Annotated in this window: 14 protein-coding genes; 8 read left to right on the forward strand and 6 right to left on the reverse strand. The window is 55.9% G+C overall.

The window, feature by feature from the left end:
* Positions 1 to 175: 175 nt before the first annotated feature.
* Positions 176 to 868, reverse strand: coding sequence for an AraC family transcriptional regulator (locus ABLV12_RS20600; protein ID WP_348867301.1), 693 nt, complete (start codon positions 866 to 868; stop codon positions 176 to 178).
* A gap of 378 nt (positions 869 to 1,246) precedes the next feature.
* Between ABLV12_RS20600 and otnK the strand changes: the two genes are divergently transcribed.
* Genes otnK through ABLV12_RS20640 form a run of 8 tightly spaced genes read left to right on the forward strand, consistent with a single transcriptional unit; the run spans position 1,247 to position 7,998 of the window.
* Entirely contained in the window at positions 1,247 to 2,503 is a 1,257-nt protein-coding gene (gene otnK / locus ABLV12_RS20605; protein WP_348867302.1) for a 3-oxo-tetronate kinase, read from the forward strand.
* Positions 2,500 to 3,144 (forward strand): aldolase, encoded by a 645-nt coding sequence (locus tag ABLV12_RS20610; protein WP_004111456.1) that lies wholly within the window; start codon positions 2,500 to 2,502, stop codon positions 3,142 to 3,144. The genes otnK and ABLV12_RS20610 overlap by 4 nt, the downstream gene beginning before the upstream one ends.
* A gap of 6 nt (positions 3,145 to 3,150) precedes the next feature.
* Positions 3,151 to 3,960 (forward strand): DeoR/GlpR family DNA-binding transcription regulator, encoded by an 810-nt coding sequence (locus ABLV12_RS20615; protein WP_172598502.1) that lies wholly within the window; start codon positions 3,151 to 3,153, stop codon positions 3,958 to 3,960.
* Positions 3,941 to 4,717, forward strand: coding sequence for a TIM barrel protein (locus tag ABLV12_RS20620; protein ID WP_064397486.1), 777 nt, complete (start codon positions 3,941 to 3,943; stop codon positions 4,715 to 4,717). Before ABLV12_RS20615 ends, ABLV12_RS20620 begins: the two co-directional genes overlap by 20 nt.
* Before the next feature lie 28 nt (positions 4,718 to 4,745).
* Entirely contained in the window at positions 4,746 to 5,558 is an 813-nt protein-coding gene (locus ABLV12_RS20625; protein WP_064397484.1) for a 3-keto-5-aminohexanoate cleavage protein, read from the forward strand.
* Positions 5,559 to 5,579: 21 nt separating this feature from the next.
* Positions 5,580 to 6,923: a bile acid:sodium symporter family protein gene (locus tag ABLV12_RS20630; protein WP_016807950.1), complete on the forward strand. Its 1,344-nt coding sequence runs from the start codon at positions 5,580 to 5,582 to the stop codon at positions 6,921 to 6,923.
* A 5-nt stretch (positions 6,924 to 6,928) separates the two neighbouring features.
* Positions 6,929 to 7,348 (forward strand): heme-binding protein, encoded by a 420-nt coding sequence (locus tag ABLV12_RS20635; protein WP_064351948.1) that lies wholly within the window; start codon positions 6,929 to 6,931, stop codon positions 7,346 to 7,348.
* Entirely contained in the window at positions 7,345 to 7,998 is a 654-nt protein-coding gene (locus tag ABLV12_RS20640) for an aspartate/glutamate racemase family protein (RefSeq protein WP_023329450.1), read from the forward strand. Before ABLV12_RS20635 ends, ABLV12_RS20640 begins: the two co-directional genes overlap by 4 nt.
* A 97-nt stretch (positions 7,999 to 8,095) precedes the next feature.
* Here the strand turns inward: ABLV12_RS20640 and sucD are convergent, their stop codons facing one another.
* The 5 genes from sucD to sdhB all read right to left on the reverse strand — a co-directional run bounded on the left by sucD (position 8,096) and on the right by sdhB (position 15,374).
* A complete protein-coding gene (gene sucD / locus ABLV12_RS20645) occupies positions 8,096 to 8,965 on the reverse strand; it encodes a succinate--CoA ligase subunit alpha (protein ID WP_004100288.1) in 870 nt (289 codons plus the stop codon).
* Entirely contained in the window at positions 8,965 to 10,131 is a 1,167-nt protein-coding gene (gene sucC / locus ABLV12_RS20650) for an ADP-forming succinate--CoA ligase subunit beta (RefSeq protein ID WP_004100286.1), read from the reverse strand. Before sucC ends, sucD begins: the two co-directional genes overlap by 1 nt.
* 103 nt (positions 10,132 to 10,234) lie before the next feature.
* Positions 10,235 to 11,455 (reverse strand): 2-oxoglutarate dehydrogenase complex dihydrolipoyllysine-residue succinyltransferase, encoded by a 1,221-nt coding sequence (gene odhB / locus ABLV12_RS20655; RefSeq protein WP_004100284.1) that lies wholly within the window; start codon positions 11,453 to 11,455, stop codon positions 10,235 to 10,237.
* A gap of 14 nt (positions 11,456 to 11,469) precedes the next feature.
* Entirely contained in the window at positions 11,470 to 14,277 is a 2,808-nt protein-coding gene (gene sucA, locus ABLV12_RS20660) for a 2-oxoglutarate dehydrogenase E1 component (protein WP_004100282.1), read from the reverse strand.
* Between the two features lie 380 nt (positions 14,278 to 14,657).
* The gene (gene sdhB, locus ABLV12_RS20665; RefSeq protein WP_004100281.1) at positions 14,658 to 15,374 is read right to left on the reverse strand and encodes a succinate dehydrogenase iron-sulfur subunit SdhB; all 717 of its coding nucleotides are present in this window, start codon (positions 15,372 to 15,374) and stop codon (positions 14,658 to 14,660) included.
* Positions 15,375 to 15,382 lie beyond the last annotated feature (8 nt).

A 15,382-nucleotide genomic window follows, 5' to 3' on the forward strand; every position in this document is an offset into this window, starting at 1 on the left:
ACAATTAAAAGCATTAAGTTGTCAATATTTTTTCACGTTAACTTGTTTATTAGCGAAGACATGAAGAGAGCCAATGGGAATTAATTACCTGGCCATGGGCATAATTGAAAAATTCCGCGATCGGGCACACATTATGAATGCTCCAGGAAAAATCTGTATTAGCCTGAATTCGAGGCTAACCGATGCGAGGTGAAGATCTCCAGAGGTTCCGTTCGCGGAACGACTGGGGGGTCGTGCGGTGAGCAGCGCGGAACACCCGGCAAAAGTAGCTGGTTTGCGCAAACTGAAGCTTACGCGCCACGCTGTCTATGGAATTAGCCGGGTCCCCGAGCAGCTCTCCGGCACGCTGCATTTTCTTCTGATTGACCCACACCTTAAAATTTACGCCCTGACGCTTTTTAAAAAAACGGCTGAAGTAGTTAGCGCTGAGACAAACATGGGCGGCAACAGATTCCAGAGACAGCTCATCATATAAATGTTCATCAATATAGCGCAGCGCAGCCGCCAGTTTTATTTCATGCGGCGATTTTTGCGCATAATAAAAAGTGCTCTTTTGTCGCGCCTGTCTCGCACCTTCCTCCTCTGCTTCTTCCATCGCTGAGTAATGACTAACGATGAAATGCAGTAGCCTTATCGCCGCCGAGCGATGATTATTATCGGTTGCTGCTCGATGGTCAAAAATAATATACCCGCATATTTTATTGCTTTGAACCAGCGGTAGGGAAAAGAACTCTGCCCCCACATAGCAATCGGGCAAGCGACCGTCGGTTACCTTAATAACCGTCGCCGTCAGCCCCGTTGCCCGCGAAAAAACATCTGTTAACGAACTAAAAAAAACGATGCCATTATCCCTTTTATTTTCCGCCATCTTATTCTCCGTAAGCTTTTGCAAGCGGTTAATATGCAAAATATTACGGATAAAAAGGATGATGACTGACGCAAAAAATAATCTCATTTAAACAGATGAATATGATCAAAATGCACAACCGTTACGCCGGTTCAGGAGGACGATGCCTGAGAGCTGCCCGCGCTCAGGCGGCCAGCGTTCTCAAACTTTAACGAATCTTCACAGAAAACTGTGAGCACAAATTTCTGACCGACAAATGATTAATTGTTATATTTCATACAGTTATAAAAATACCATGCGTTTTCGTGATGTTGTTGTTTGTGAGAATCATCATGTGAATGTGAAATGCCCTCCTGAATAATAGGTTCAATGTGAAAACAACTTGAACGGAGTGGATCCATGGCCGTCACTACAGGCGTTATCGCCGACGATTTTACCGGCGCAACGGATATAGCAAGCTTTATGGCTGAACAGGGCTGGCGAGTCGCGCTGCTGCCCGGCATGCCCGATATCACTCAGTGCTGGAACGAAGAGGTTGACGCTATCGTCATCTCGTTGAAGAGCCGCGCTTTACCGGCAGAACAGGCCGTCGCCCAGTCCCTGGCCTGCGCCCGCTGGCTTAGACAAAACGCCGGCGTCCACCAGCTCTATTTCAAGTATTGCTCAACCTTTGATTCCACGCCGGCGGGCAACATCGGCCCGGTAAGCGATGCGCTGATGAACGACATTCAGGCCCCGCTAATCGTTCACTGCCCCGCTCTGCCGCAAAATGGGCGCACGGTGGTCCACGGCCATCTGTTTGTGAACGGGGTGCTGCTTAACGAATCCGGTATGGAAAAACATCCGCTAAATCCGATGACCGATGCCAGCGTACCGCGCCTGCTGGCCGCGCAGACGGCCAGCCCGGTTGGGCACATTGCTCTCAATACGATTCGCAGCGGTGTGGAAGCGGTCACTTACGCCTTAGCACGCTATCAGATTGAAGGGACGCGCCATGTGATTGTCGATACGCTGGACGGCACCGATCTCCATACCCTGGCTCAGGCGCTGCAGGAGTATCCGCTGCTGGCCGGAGGTTCCGGTCTCGGCGGCGCGCTGGCCGCTAACGCTGGTGGTCATCCTGTTGCGTCGCCGCACCGCTTTCCCTCTCCCGCCAGAGCAGTCGTGTTCTCCGGCAGCTGTTCGACGATGAGCAACCGCCAGGTCAACCGCTATAAAGCCCAGGCGGCATCCTGTTTGCTTGACGTTGCCCGCTGCCTGTCGGATACCGAAAGCTACAGCGACGAGCTGTCTACCTGGGCGATGGCGCATATCAGCGACCCGCTCGCGCCGCTACTTTATGCCACCCAGCCGCCAGAGGCGCTACAGCGCATTCAGCAGGAATACGGCGAACAGGCCGCCAGTCGGGCAATCGAACGCACTTTCGCCCGGCTGAGCGCCAAACTTCTGGCCGCAGGCGTCAACACCTTTATTGTCGCTGGCGGAGAAACCTCCGGCACCGTCGTGGAAGCGCTACAGGTGAAGCGCCTGGCCGTCGGCAGAGCGATCGCGCCGGGCGTACCCTGGGTCTTCTCCTCCGGCCTGGCGCTGGCCCTGAAGTCAGGCAACTTTGGCGACGAAGATTTCTTTTTTACGGCCCAGGAGTATCCATCATGAATCCGGTGAGTGAACACCAACTCCGCGAACAACTGGTCCACTATGGGCGCTCGCTGTTTATGCGCGGCTACAGCAGCGGCGGTTCCGGCAATCTCAGCGTGAAGCTGCCGGACGGCGGCTATCTGGTGACCCCAACCAATTCCTGTCTGGGTGAACTGCAGGCCGCCACCCTGAGTCGACTGGATGCCGATGGCGTGCATCTCAGCGGCGATAAGCCGTCAAAAGAGGTCCCTATGCATCTGGCGTGGTACCGCCACCGGCCTTCCTGCGGGGCCGTAGTACATCTGCACTCTCCGTGGCTGACCGCGCTCTCCTGTCTACCGTGCGCCACGCCGGAAAACTGCCTGCCGCCGCTAACGCCGTACTACGTGATGCGCGTCGGACGGCTGCCGCTGCTGCCCTATTTCAAACCCGGACACGAGGGCATTGCCAGCGCGCTCAGTGACATCGCCGCAGACCATACGGCGGCGCTACTGGCCAACCACGGGCCGGTAGTGAGCGGTCGCTCGCTGCGCGAGGCGGTGTTTAACGCCGAAGAACTGGAAGACAGCGCCCGTATCTGGCTGACCTTAAAACCGCTCGGCTATGTCCCGCTCTCAGAAGCAGCGGTGGCCGAACTCGAACAATCCCGACAGGCCTGAGGTGCGATGATGATCCCGGAACAACGGCGCGACTTTATTTACCGCTACGTGCATGAAAAAAACGCCGCCTCCTTCAATGAACTGGCGGAGCTGATGAGCGTGTCGCATATGACGGTACGCCGCGACATTCAGCTGCTGGAAGAAGAAGGCAAGGTTATCGCCATTAACGGCGGCGTGAAGCTTAATAACCTGCTTAAATCCGAGCTGCCGTGGCGAGAGAAAGCGGAGTTGCATCATGAAGTAAAACGCAAAATGGGCCAGCTGGCGGCGATGCTCATCGAGCCGGGTCAAACGCTCTACCTCGATGCCGGCACCTCGTTGTTTGAAGTGGCGAAAGCGGTGGCCGCCAGCCGCTGTTTTAACCTGACGGTCGTCACCAACGACTTTTCCATCAGCCACTACCTGATGGATATGCCGCATATCACGCTCTATCACACCGGCGGCCTGGTGGACCAGCGCAACCGCTCAAGCATTGGTAAAAGCGCTGCCAGCTTTCTTCGCACCATTAATATTGACGTGGCGTTTCTGAGCTCCTCTTCGTGGGATACCGAACGCGGGATGTCAACGCCGAGCGAAGGGAAAGCCTCGGTCAAGGAGGCGGTGCTCACCGTTTCCCGGCGTCGGGTACTGGTCTGCGATAGCAGTAAATTTGGCAAATACGGCATGTTCCATATCTGCGGGCTGGAGCAATTGACCGATATTGTTTCTGATAACCGGCTACCGGAGGATGCGCAACATACTATTGCCAGCCAGGGGGTGAAACTGCATCTGGTAGATAGCCGGGAGGATGCGCATCATGCTGAAGCTCGCGGCTAACCTCGACTGGCTATTTACCGATTTACCGATAGCGGCCCGTTTCCTGGCGGCAAAAGCGGCCGGTTTTCACGGCATTGAAGGGCTATTTCTCTGGCAACACCCGCTGGAACAGCTGCAGGCGGCACAGCGGCAAACGTCTCTACCGCTGGTGCTGATGAATGCTCCGGCAGGCAACTGGTCTCAGGGTGAACGCGGGCTGGCAGCGCTACCCGGGCGCGAAGAGGAGTTTCACCGCAGTCTGGAGCGGGCTCGTCATTATGCCACGGCGCTGGGCTGCCGCCGGGTTCACGTTATGGCGGGCTTGCGCTGCGATGCTCTGACGCATCAGGCCCAGCTTGAGCTCTTGCGCAACAGGCTGCGTATCGCCTGCGATGTGCTGGCTGTTGCGGAAATAGACGTGCTGATTGAACCATTAAACTCGCAGGATATGCCCGGCTATTTTATTGATAGCTTTCCGCTGGCCGCAGCAATCATTGACCAGGTCGCCAGGAACAATATCGGTTTACAGTTTGATATTTATCACTGCCAGAAAATTCACGGCAACGTCGCCAAAAATATTGAACGCTACTTTACGCTTATCAAACATATTCAAATTGCTTCCGTTCCTTATCGCCATGAACCTGGGACCGGCGAATTAAATGAAGCATGGTTATTCGATTTTATTAAAAAAATGAACTACAAGGGCTGGATTGGTTGTGAATATCAACCCTCAACATCAGGCCCTGAATCATTACGCTGGATAACGCCTTACCTGTAATTTTAATCTCTCTGTACCGGAGGAAAATATGTCGGATACCGTTATTATCTCGCTGGCACCCGTTGCCGCGGATTGCCCTCGAGTTATACCCGAAGAACTGGCGCAGGAAATACTCGCCAGCGTAGAATATGGCGCGGCGATTGTTCATCTGCACGTCCGTGATAAGCAGGGGCGTCTGACGCCGGACACCGTCGATTTTCAGGCCACAATCGACCCTGTGATGCGCCATTCAAACCTGATAATTCAGGCCTCTACCGGCGGCGTCTCTTCGCTGTCCATCACCGAACGCTGCGCGCCCCTGGCCTGCTCAGGAGTGGAGATGGCGTCGCTTAACGTCGGCTCCGTTAACCTTGGCGATGCCGTTTACTTTAATCCCGGCCCGGACGTCGAATATTGTGCAAGACAAATCATCGCGCATAACATAATTCCCGAATTTGAAGTTTTCGAAATTGGCATGATTAATAACATCCTGGCTCTGCAGGAAAATATCAAATTCAAAACCCCGATGCTGTTTAATATTGTACTGGGGCATCGCGGCACTACTCCCGCCACGATTGATACATTAATTGCCATGCGCAGCATGCTCCCCCGCGAGGCCTTATGGGGAATAACGCATTTTGGCAGAAAGAATTTCGACATTATCGCTGCCGCAGTCGCCATGGGCGCCAGCGAGGTTCGAATTGGCTTCGAGGATAGCTATTATTTAAGCGCGGAAGAAAAAGCCCAGAATAACTATCAGCAGGTCGCCAAACTCGCCACCCTGATTCGCAGCATGGATAAGAAAGTCGCCACGCCCGACATTGCGCGGCAAATGTTATCTATTCCCCCCCGGCAGCAATAACAACAGAAAGGACATTTCGCTATGACTATGACCACTGTTATTCACAAAACCGGTCTCGGCGTCAGCATCGCCGGCGCCGCCCTGGCGGCGGTTGGCGCGCTGATGCATTCACCCGCGCTCTGGCAGCCTGGGCTGGTGATGTTCACCGCCGGTTTTGCGGCGGGAGCAGGATACTGGCCGGGGTTACGCAGCTATCAGTTTACCTTGTGGATCATCGCCGGTTTCGTTGCCGCGATGACCTGGTCTACGGATCTGATCGTCTGGGGCGGCTTTAACATCACCCATAAATGGATCGTTTTCCTGGTCATCCAGGCCACTATGTTCAGCATGGGCACCAAGCTGACGATCCAGGATTTTATCGATGTCGCCAAAATGCCGTGGGCGGTGTTTATCGGTACCTTCTGCCATTTTGTCATTATGCCCCTGCTCGGCCTGACCATTACCCTGGTCTTCAACTTTCCGCCGGAAGTCGCGGTGGGCATCCTGCTGATTGGCGCGTGTCCCAGCGGCCTCTCTTCGACGGTGATGGTTTACATCGCCAACGCTAACCTGGCGCTGGCGGTATCGATAGCGGCAGTATCAACCCTGGCGGCCACGGTGATGACGCCGCTGTGGGTTAACCTGCTGGCGGGCTCGATGATCGATATTCAGCTGACCGCAATGGTGATGGACGTGGTGAAAATCGTGCTCATCCCGATCGGCGCGGCGATCTTACACGACTACCTGAAAACCTACGCCAGTATACGCGGCCGCCGTATTGTGCAGGGACTGGCCGGGCTCGGCGCTCTGTGGCTGCTGTATATGAGCGCCGGAGGCTGGAACACGCTGTTCGCCAGCGCCGGCGCCGAAGCGCAAATGTACGCCGTGGTTGTCAACTTCGTGGCTGGCGGTCTCGTCTGGGCGCTGTTTTACAACTGGCTGTATGGTCGCGTTGAAGGTATTAAGAAAATCATGCCGACTATCTCGATGATAGGGATTATTTTCTTCACGACCACCGCCGCCGCTGCGGGACGCGACAACCTGGTGCAGGTCGGCTTCCTGCTCTGTTTCGCCATGCTGATGCATAACCTCGGCGGTTTCCTGATTGGTTATCTGATGAGTCGCTGGATCTTTCGCATGGACGTACAGTCCGCCCGTACCGTGGCCTTTGAAGTCGGACTGCAAAACGGCGGAATGGCGTCGGGGCTTGCCGCCGCGATGGGCAAGCTGGCAACAGTGGGCCTTGCTTCCGCGGTGATGACTCCGCTTGGCAACGTCAGCGGCTCGCTGCTGGCGAACTACTGGCGCAAAAAGGACGCCCGACAGGCGCAGGCCGCCGCGAACAACCCCGCTCAAACCGTTTCTGAACATCTTTCAAAAGGATAATCACCATGACGACTCTCACTCTGGAACAGGCTTTACGCGCCGTAGCGTTCGCGCTTGACCTCGCTGACTCCTGCTATGCAAAGCGCCCGCTAAGCGTAGCGGTGTGCGACGCCAGCGGGGAGCTGCTCAGCTTCGCGCGGATGGACAATGCCAAATTGTTAACCATTGAACTTACCCAGCGCAAGGCGCATACCAGCAGTCGCCTCGGCTGTACCACGCAGGCATTTTTACAGCGCCTGCAAAAAGAGCAGCTGGACATCAGTTACTTTGCCGATCCGCATTTTACCGCCCTGCCCGGCGGGGTTCCGCTTCTGTACGACGGTAAATGTCTCGGCGCCGTCGCGGTAGGCGGGCTATCGGCACAGGAAGATCACGACGCGGCGCAGGCCGTCGCAGAAAATTTGCTTAAGGAGATAGCCCAATGAAAAAGATCGCTATGCTGCACACCAGTTCAGCGACGCTCGCGATGATGCAGCAGCTGATTGCCGATATCATGCCGGAAGTGGAAGTCATGCATCTGGTGGAAGAATCCATGATCAAGCAGGTAATGAAGGCCGGAGGGGTAACGCCGAATATTGCCGCCCGCATCGCCGACTACGTGCATATTGCCGAAAAAGCGGACTGCGATATTTTCATTACCGCCTGCTCTTCTATTGGCACGGCGGTGGAACAGTGCCAGTTTCTGACGCCGCTTCAGCTCGCCCGTATTGACAGCGCGATGGTCGAAGAAGCGATTGAAAAAGGCGAGCGTATCGCCGTGCTGGCAACCGTAGCGACCACGCTAAAGCCGACGCTGGATTACGTCCAGCGCAAAGTACAGGAGAGCGGTAAGCCGCGCGCCATTACCCCCATATTAATGGAAGAGGCTTTTCACGCACTGCTGGCAGGCGATATGGATACCCATGACCGAATCGTCAGTGAAGGGCTACAAAGCGCGTTTAGCCAGGCGGATGTAGTGATGCTGGCGCAAGCCTCAATGGCCCGGGTATTGCAGCAGCTCCCTGCCCCGCCGGTACCGGTCATGACCTCACCAGAAAGCGGGATTCGCTGGCTGAAAGCGCTGGCGGAGAGCTGAGTTACGGGCAAAAAAAAGGCCATCATCAGATGGCCAACCATGTCGAAACTGGACCAGCCCTTGACCATGCAGAAAGTCAGGGCTGTTTTTTTACTTATTACTTAATGACGGTTTTCAGCGCTTCGCCGATATCGGCCAGGCTGCGAACGGTTTTCACGCCAGCGGCTTCCAGAGCGGCGAATTTTTCATCCGCCGTCCCTTTACCACCCGCAATGATGGCACCCGCGTGCCCCATACGTTTGCCTTTCGGCGCGGTCACGCCGGCGATGTAGCCGACAACCGGTTTGGTCACGTGATCTTTGATGTAAGCGGCCGCTTCTTCTTCCGCGCTACCGCCGATCTCACCGATCATCACAATCGCTTCGGTCTGCGGATCTTCCTGGAACAGTTTCAGGATATCGATGAAGTTGGATCCCGGAATCGGGTCGCCGCCGATGCCCACGCAGGTGGACTGACCAAAGCCGTAGTCGGTGGTCTGCTTAACCGCTTCATAGGTCAGGGTACCGGAACGGGAAACGATGCCCACTTTACCCGGCTGGTGAATGTGGCCCGGCATGATGCCGATTTTGCATTCGCCCGGAGTGATCACGCCCGGGCAGTTCGGCCCGATCATGCGCACGCCCGCTTCGTCGAGCTTCACTTTCACGGTCAGCATATCCAGCGTCGGGATACCTTCGGTGATGGTGATAATCAGCTTAATGCCAGCATCGATAGCTTCCAGAATAGAATCTTTGCAGAACGGCGCCGGAACGTAGATGACGGATGCGGTTGCGCCGGTGGCTTCGACCGCTTCGCGAACGGTATTGAATACCGGCAGGCCCAGATGCGTGGTGCCGCCTTTGCCCGGGGTGACGCCGCCGACCATTTGCGTACCGTAAGCGATGGCTTGTTCAGAGTGGAATGTGCCCTGGCTACCGGTGAAACCCTGGCAGATAACCTTGGTGTCTTTATTAATTAAAACGGACATTATTTCCCCTCCACTGCGGCAACAACCTGCTGAGCTGCATCCGTCAGACTTTTCGCTGCAATAATATTCAGGCCGCTGTCAGCCAGTTTCTTCGCGCCCAGTTCGGCGTTGTTACCTTCCAGACGTACGACTACCGGTACGTTAACGCCCACTTCGGCAACCGCGCCGATGATGCCGTCGGCAATCAGGTCGCAGCGTACAATACCGCCGAAGATGTTAACCAGAACCGCTTTTACGTTGTCATCAGAGAGGATGATTTTGAACGCTTCAGTGACGCGCTCTTTGGTTGCGCCGCCGCCAACGTCAAGGAAGTTAGCCGGTTCGCCGCCGTGCAGCTTAACGATGTCCATGGTACCCATCGCCAGGCCCGCGCCGTTAACCATGCAACCAATGTTGCCGTCCAGCGCGACGTAGTTCAGCTCCCACTGCGCAGCCTGCGCTTCGCGCGGATCTTCCTGCGACTGGTCGCGCATTTCGCGCAGATCCGGCTGGCGGAACAGCGCGTTGCCGTCAGCGCCCAGCTTGCCGTCGAGGCAGATCAGATCGCCCTGTTTGGTGATAACCAGCGGGTTGATCTCGATCAGCGCCAGGTCGCGCTCAAGGAAAATGGTCGCCAGGCCCATGAAAATTTTAGTGAACTGCTGAACCTGTTTACCTTCCAGACCCAGTTTAAACGCCAGTTCACGACCCTGGTAAGGCATCGGGCCCGCCAGCGGATCGAGGGCGATCTTATGGATCAGATGCGGAGTCTCTTCCGCCACTTTTTCGATTTCCACGCCGCCTTCGGTGGAGGCCATGAAGACCACGCGACGGGAGCTGCGGTCAACTACCGCGCCCAGGTACAGCTCTTTATCGATATCGGTCGCGGCTTCAACCAGAATCTGGTTAACCGGCTGGCCGTTCGCATCTGTTTGATAGGTGACGAGGCGTTTGCCCAGCCAGTGCTCAGCAAATGCGCGAATGTCTTCTTTGCTTTTTACTACCTTCACACCGCCCGCTTTACCGCGGCCACCAGCGTGAACCTGACATTTCACTACCCACGGACCCGCGCCGATTTTAGAAGCGGCTTCTTCTGCTTCACGCGGAGTAGTACAGGCATAACCCACCGGCGCCGGTAAGCCATAGCGGGCAAAAAGTTGTTTTGCCTGATATTCATGTAAGTTCATGTGTTCAGTCCATCCTTCAGGGAATAATTATCTTTAAACCTGTAGGCCTGATAACGGCGCCAGGGCGCGTTATCCGGCCTACGGTAGGTAATACTCTTGCTGACTACACGTCCAGCAGCAGACGAGTCGGGTCTTCCAGCAGCTCTTTAATCGCTACCAGGTAGCCTACCGATTCACGTCCGTCGATCAGACGGTGGTCGTAGGAGAGCGCCAGGTACATCATCGGCAGAATTTCTACCTTACCATTCACCGCCATCGGGCGATCTTTAATGGCATGCATACCCAGAATCGCGCTCTGCGGCGGGTTGATGATCGGCGTGGACATCAGTGAACCGAATACGCCGCCGTTGGTAATGGTGAAGTTACCGCCGGTCAGATCGTCTACGGTCAGCTTGCCGTCGCGGCCTTTTACTGCCAGCTCTTTAATTTTCTTCTCGATATCCGCCATGCCCAGCAGGTCGACATCGCGCAGAACCGGCGTTACCAGGCCGCGCGGCGTAGAGACCGCCATGCTGACGTCGAAGTAGTTGTGGTACACCACGTCATCGCCATCGATAGAGGCGTTCACTTCCGGGTAGCGCTTCAGCGCTTCCACTACAGCCTTCACGTAGAAGGACATAAAGCCCAGACGGATACCGTGACGTTTTTCAAACGCTTCGCCGTACTGCTTACGCAGATCCATAATCGGCTTCATGTTGACTTCGTTGAAGGTCGTCAGCATGGCGGTAGAATTTTTCGCTTCCAGCAGACGCTCGGCAACGCGCTTGCGCAGACGGGTCATCGGCACGCGTTTTTCAGAGCGATTGCCCAGCTGTGGAGCCGGAGCAGCGGCTGGCGCTGCGGCCGGGGCCTCCGCCTTCGCCGGCGCTTTCGCCAGGTGTTTCTCAACGTCTTCGCGGGTCAGACGGCCGCCAACGCCGGTGCCTTTAATGGCTGCCGCGTCGAGACTGTGTTCCGCCAGCAGACGGCGGATTGCCGGGCTCAGCGCATCGTTATTTTGCTCTTCCAGAGAAGCCTGCTGACGCTGGGCCGGAGTCGACTCTTTAGCATCAGCTTTCGCACCGGACTCTTTGCCCGCGCTGTTACCTTCGCGCAGGCGGCCGAGGATCTGACGGGAAAGCACGGTGGCGCCTTCGTCTTCAATCACCGCGTCCAGAATGCCATCCGCTGAAGCCGGTACTTCCAGTACCACTTTGTCAGTTTCGATTTCTACCAGCACTTCGTCACGAACAACCGCATCGCCCGGTTTTTTATGCCAGGTGGCAACCGTTGCGTCAGCTACGGACTCAGGCAGGTCGGGAACCAGAATATCTACGCTACTCATTATGTATCCTTTAATTAATCGACGTTCAGCGCGTCATTGACCAGATCTTGTTGCTGTTTCTGGTGAACGGACAGGTATCCTACCGCCGGAGAGGCGGAGGCCGGGCGGCCTGCATAACGCAGAGAGGCCCCAAACGGAATCACTTCACGGAAGTGATGCTGGCTGCAGTACCACGCGCCCTGGTTGAGCGGTTCTTCCTGGCACCAGACAAAATCATGCACGTGCGCATAAGGCTTCAGCGCTTCCTGTACCGCCTGATGCGGGAACGGATAGAGCTGCTCTATGCGAACGATAGCGACATCTTTTTGCTCGTTTTTACGACGCTGTTCCAGCAGGTCGTAGTAAACCTTACCAGAGCACAGCACAACCCGCTTCACTGCTTTCGGATCGAGCTGGTCGATTTCACCGATCGCTGGCTGGAAAGTGCCGTTAGCCAGTTCGTCCATGCTTGATACCGCCAGCGGGTGACGCAGCAGCGATTTCGGCGACATCACGATCAGCGGACGACGCATGCCGCGCAGCGCCTGGCGACGAAGCATATGGTAAACCTGCGCCGGGGTGGACGGTACGCAAACCTGCATATTCTGCTCAGCGCAGAGTTGCAGATAGCGCTCCAGACGCGCGGAGGAGTGCTCCGGGCCCTGGCCTTCGTAGCCGTGCGGCAGCAGCATCACCAGGCCGCACATACGGCCCCATTTCTGCTCGCCGGAGCTGATGAACTGGTCGATGACCACCTGCGCGCCGTTGGCGAAGTCGCCGAACTGCGCTTCCCAGATGGTCAGGGTGCGCGGCTCAGCGGTGGCGTAGCCGTATTCAAACGCCAGCACCGCTTCTTCCGACAGCACGGAGTCCCAGACTTTAAAATGGCCCTGGCCGTTGTGCACGTGCTGCAGCGGCGTATAGGTTGAGCCATTTTTCTGGTTGTGAATCACCGCATGGCGGTGGAAGAAGGTTCCGCGCCCGGAGTCTTCGCCGGACAGACGCACCGAAATACCTTCATCGACCAGCGTGGCGTAGGCGAGGTTTTCCGCGCCGCCCCAGTCAAACATCTTCTCGCCGGCGGCCATAAGCTGACGATCGCCGTAGATTTTCGCCACGCGCGACTGCATTTCAACGGCTTCCGGCACCGTACTGATGCGTTTTGCCAGCTCCTGCAGACGCTTAGGTTCAACTTTGTCCGGATAGCTCTCATCCCACTCGTGGTTGAGGTACGGAGACCAGGTAAAGGAGTGCATATTCATCGGACGCCACTCCTTCACCACGCATTCGCCGGCATCCAGCGCGTCACGGTAGAGGTTAACCTGCTCAGTGGCGTCTTCCAGCGTCGCGACGTTATCCGCTTCCAGCTTGTCAGCGTAGATTTTGCGCGGGGTCGGATGCTTTTTGATTTTCTGATACATCAGCGGCTGGGTTGCGCTCGGCTCGTCGGCTTCGTTGTGGCCGTGACGGCGGTAGCACACCAGGTCGATGAAGACATCGCGTTTAAAGGTGTTACGGAAGTCCAGCGCCAGGCGAGTCACGAAAGCGACCGCTTCCGGATCGTCGGCATTCACATGGAAAATAGGCGCCTGGACCATTTTACCAATATCGGTACAGTACGGGGTAGAACGCGCATCCAGCGGGTTGGAAGTGGTGAAACCCACCTGGTTGTTGATAACGATGCGTACGGTACCGCCGACTTCGTAACCGCGCGCTTTGGACATGTTCAGGGTTTCCTGAACCACGCCCTGGCCGGTTACCGCGGCGTCGCCGTGAATGGTGATCGGCAGAACTTTGTTGCTGCTCGGTTCGTCGAGACGATCGAGACGAGCGCGGACGGAGCCGATAACCACCGGGCTGACGATTTCCAGATGCGACGGGTTAAACGCCAGCGCCAGGTGCACCAGGCCGCCTTCGGTTTCCATATCGGAAGAGAAGCCCATGTGGTACTTCACGTCACCGGTGCCGAGGTGTTCTTTATGTTTACCGGCGAACTCGTCGAACAGGTCCTGCGGTTTTTTACCCAGCACGTTGACCAGCACGTTCAAACGTCCGCGGTGCGCCATACCCAGCACCACTTCGCGGGTGCCGCTCTTACCCGCGTGGCGGATAATCTCTTTCAGCATCGGGATCAGCGCGTCGCCGCCTTCCAGCGAGAAGCGTTTAGCGCCCGGGAATTTCGCGCCGAGGTAGCGCTCCAGGCCTTCCGCCGCGGTCAATTCGCTGAGGAAGCGTTTTTTCTCTTCGGCGCTAAAGTTCGCTTTGCCTGCTACCGACTCAATGCGCTGCTGGATCCAGCGTTTTTCTTCGGTGGAGGTAATATGCATATATTCCGCGCCGATGGAGCCGCAGTAGGTCTGCTTAAGGGCGGAGATCAGATCGCCTAGCTTCATCGTATCTTTGCCGATGGCGAAAGAACCTACGTTATAGATCTCCTGGAAATCGGCCTCGGTCAGATCGTGGTAAGCCGGATCGAGATCCGCCACTCTCTCTTGCTGCCACAGTCCCAGCGGATCGAGATTCGCATGCTGGTGACCACGGAAGCGGTATGCGTTGATGAGCTGCAGGACTTTAACCTGCTTCACATTGGTGTCAGGGTCGGAAATCGAAGAAGTGTAACGCGAGGCATCCTTCGCCAGGCGGCGGAAATAATCACGCGTTTTGGAATGAAATTGATCCGGTTTGACTCCGGTGCCAGGTAACTGCTGGAACATAGAACGCCAGTTGGCGTCAACAGAGTCAGGATCGGTTAAGAAGTCTTCATAGAGCTGTTCTATCCAGCTCTGGTTCGAACCAGAGAGGTAAGAAGAGTCCAGCCAGGCTTTCATTGCGCCGTTCTGCATCGTGATCCCTTAAGCATTTATATGCTTATTTCGCCGTAGAAACTACCACGCACAGAAGTTGTACGTGCCGGGGTTCACTTGTTGCGGAGGAGTTGTGGTTTCGTCCGCTAAGGAACCTTTAAAAACTGCCATTAATCTTCGGCGTTCAGGCTGCGGTTGCGTTAGCTGCCTTCACTTACCCCGGTCACATAGTTCACTATGCTCCCGGGGATGCGTTCAGTTGCCGCCTTACCTCGCTCTGAACGCCTTGATTACTGGTACATATTTGGCGGTTTTTAAAGATTTCCTGCTATATCCCCCGGCGGCGCGAACGCTTGCCGGGGCTACTGCTTCGGATTGCCCGGATACGCGGTAGCGCCATCCGGGACAGACCGGGTTACTCACGCACTGCGCTGCAGCAGCATCGACTTAATATGGCCGATGGCGCGCGTCGGGTTCAGCCCCTTAGGACACACACTGACGCAGTTCATAATGCTGTGACAGCGGAATACGCTGAAAGCATCGCTCAGCCCTTCGAGGCGATCGCTGGTTTCGGTATCGCGGCTGTCGATCAGGAAGCGATACGCGGCCAGCAGGCCAGCCGGGCCGATAAACTTGTCCGGGTTCCACCAGAACGACGGACAAGAAGTCGAACAACATGCGCAGAGAATACACTCGTACAAACCATCGAGTTTCTCACGCTGCTCTGGCGTCTGCAGATGCTCACGAGCCGGAGGATTTTGCCCATTATTCAATAAGTAAGGCTTAATCTTCTCATATTGTGCATAGAATTGCCCCATGTCTACCACCAAATCACGGATAACCGGTAATCCTGGCAGCGGACGGATAACAATTTTCTTACCCGGCTGATTCAGCGCGGAGATCGGCGTGATACACGCCAGACCATTTTTACCATTCATGTTCAGACCGTCGGAACCGCATACCCCTTCACGACAGGAGCGACGGAACGACAGCGACGGATCTTTCTCTTTCAGCTGGATTAACGCATCCAGCAGCATCATGTCACGACCCTCTTCCGCTTCCAGGGTGTAATCCTGCATACGCGGAGCATCGTCTACGTCCGGGTTATAACGATAAACTGAAAACTCGAGTTTCATATTCCTGT

The organism is Klebsiella sp. CN_Kp100 (assembly GCF_040065315.1).
In the GTDB taxonomy this organism is placed as follows: Bacteria; Pseudomonadota; Gammaproteobacteria; order Enterobacterales; family Enterobacteriaceae; genus Klebsiella; species Klebsiella oxytoca.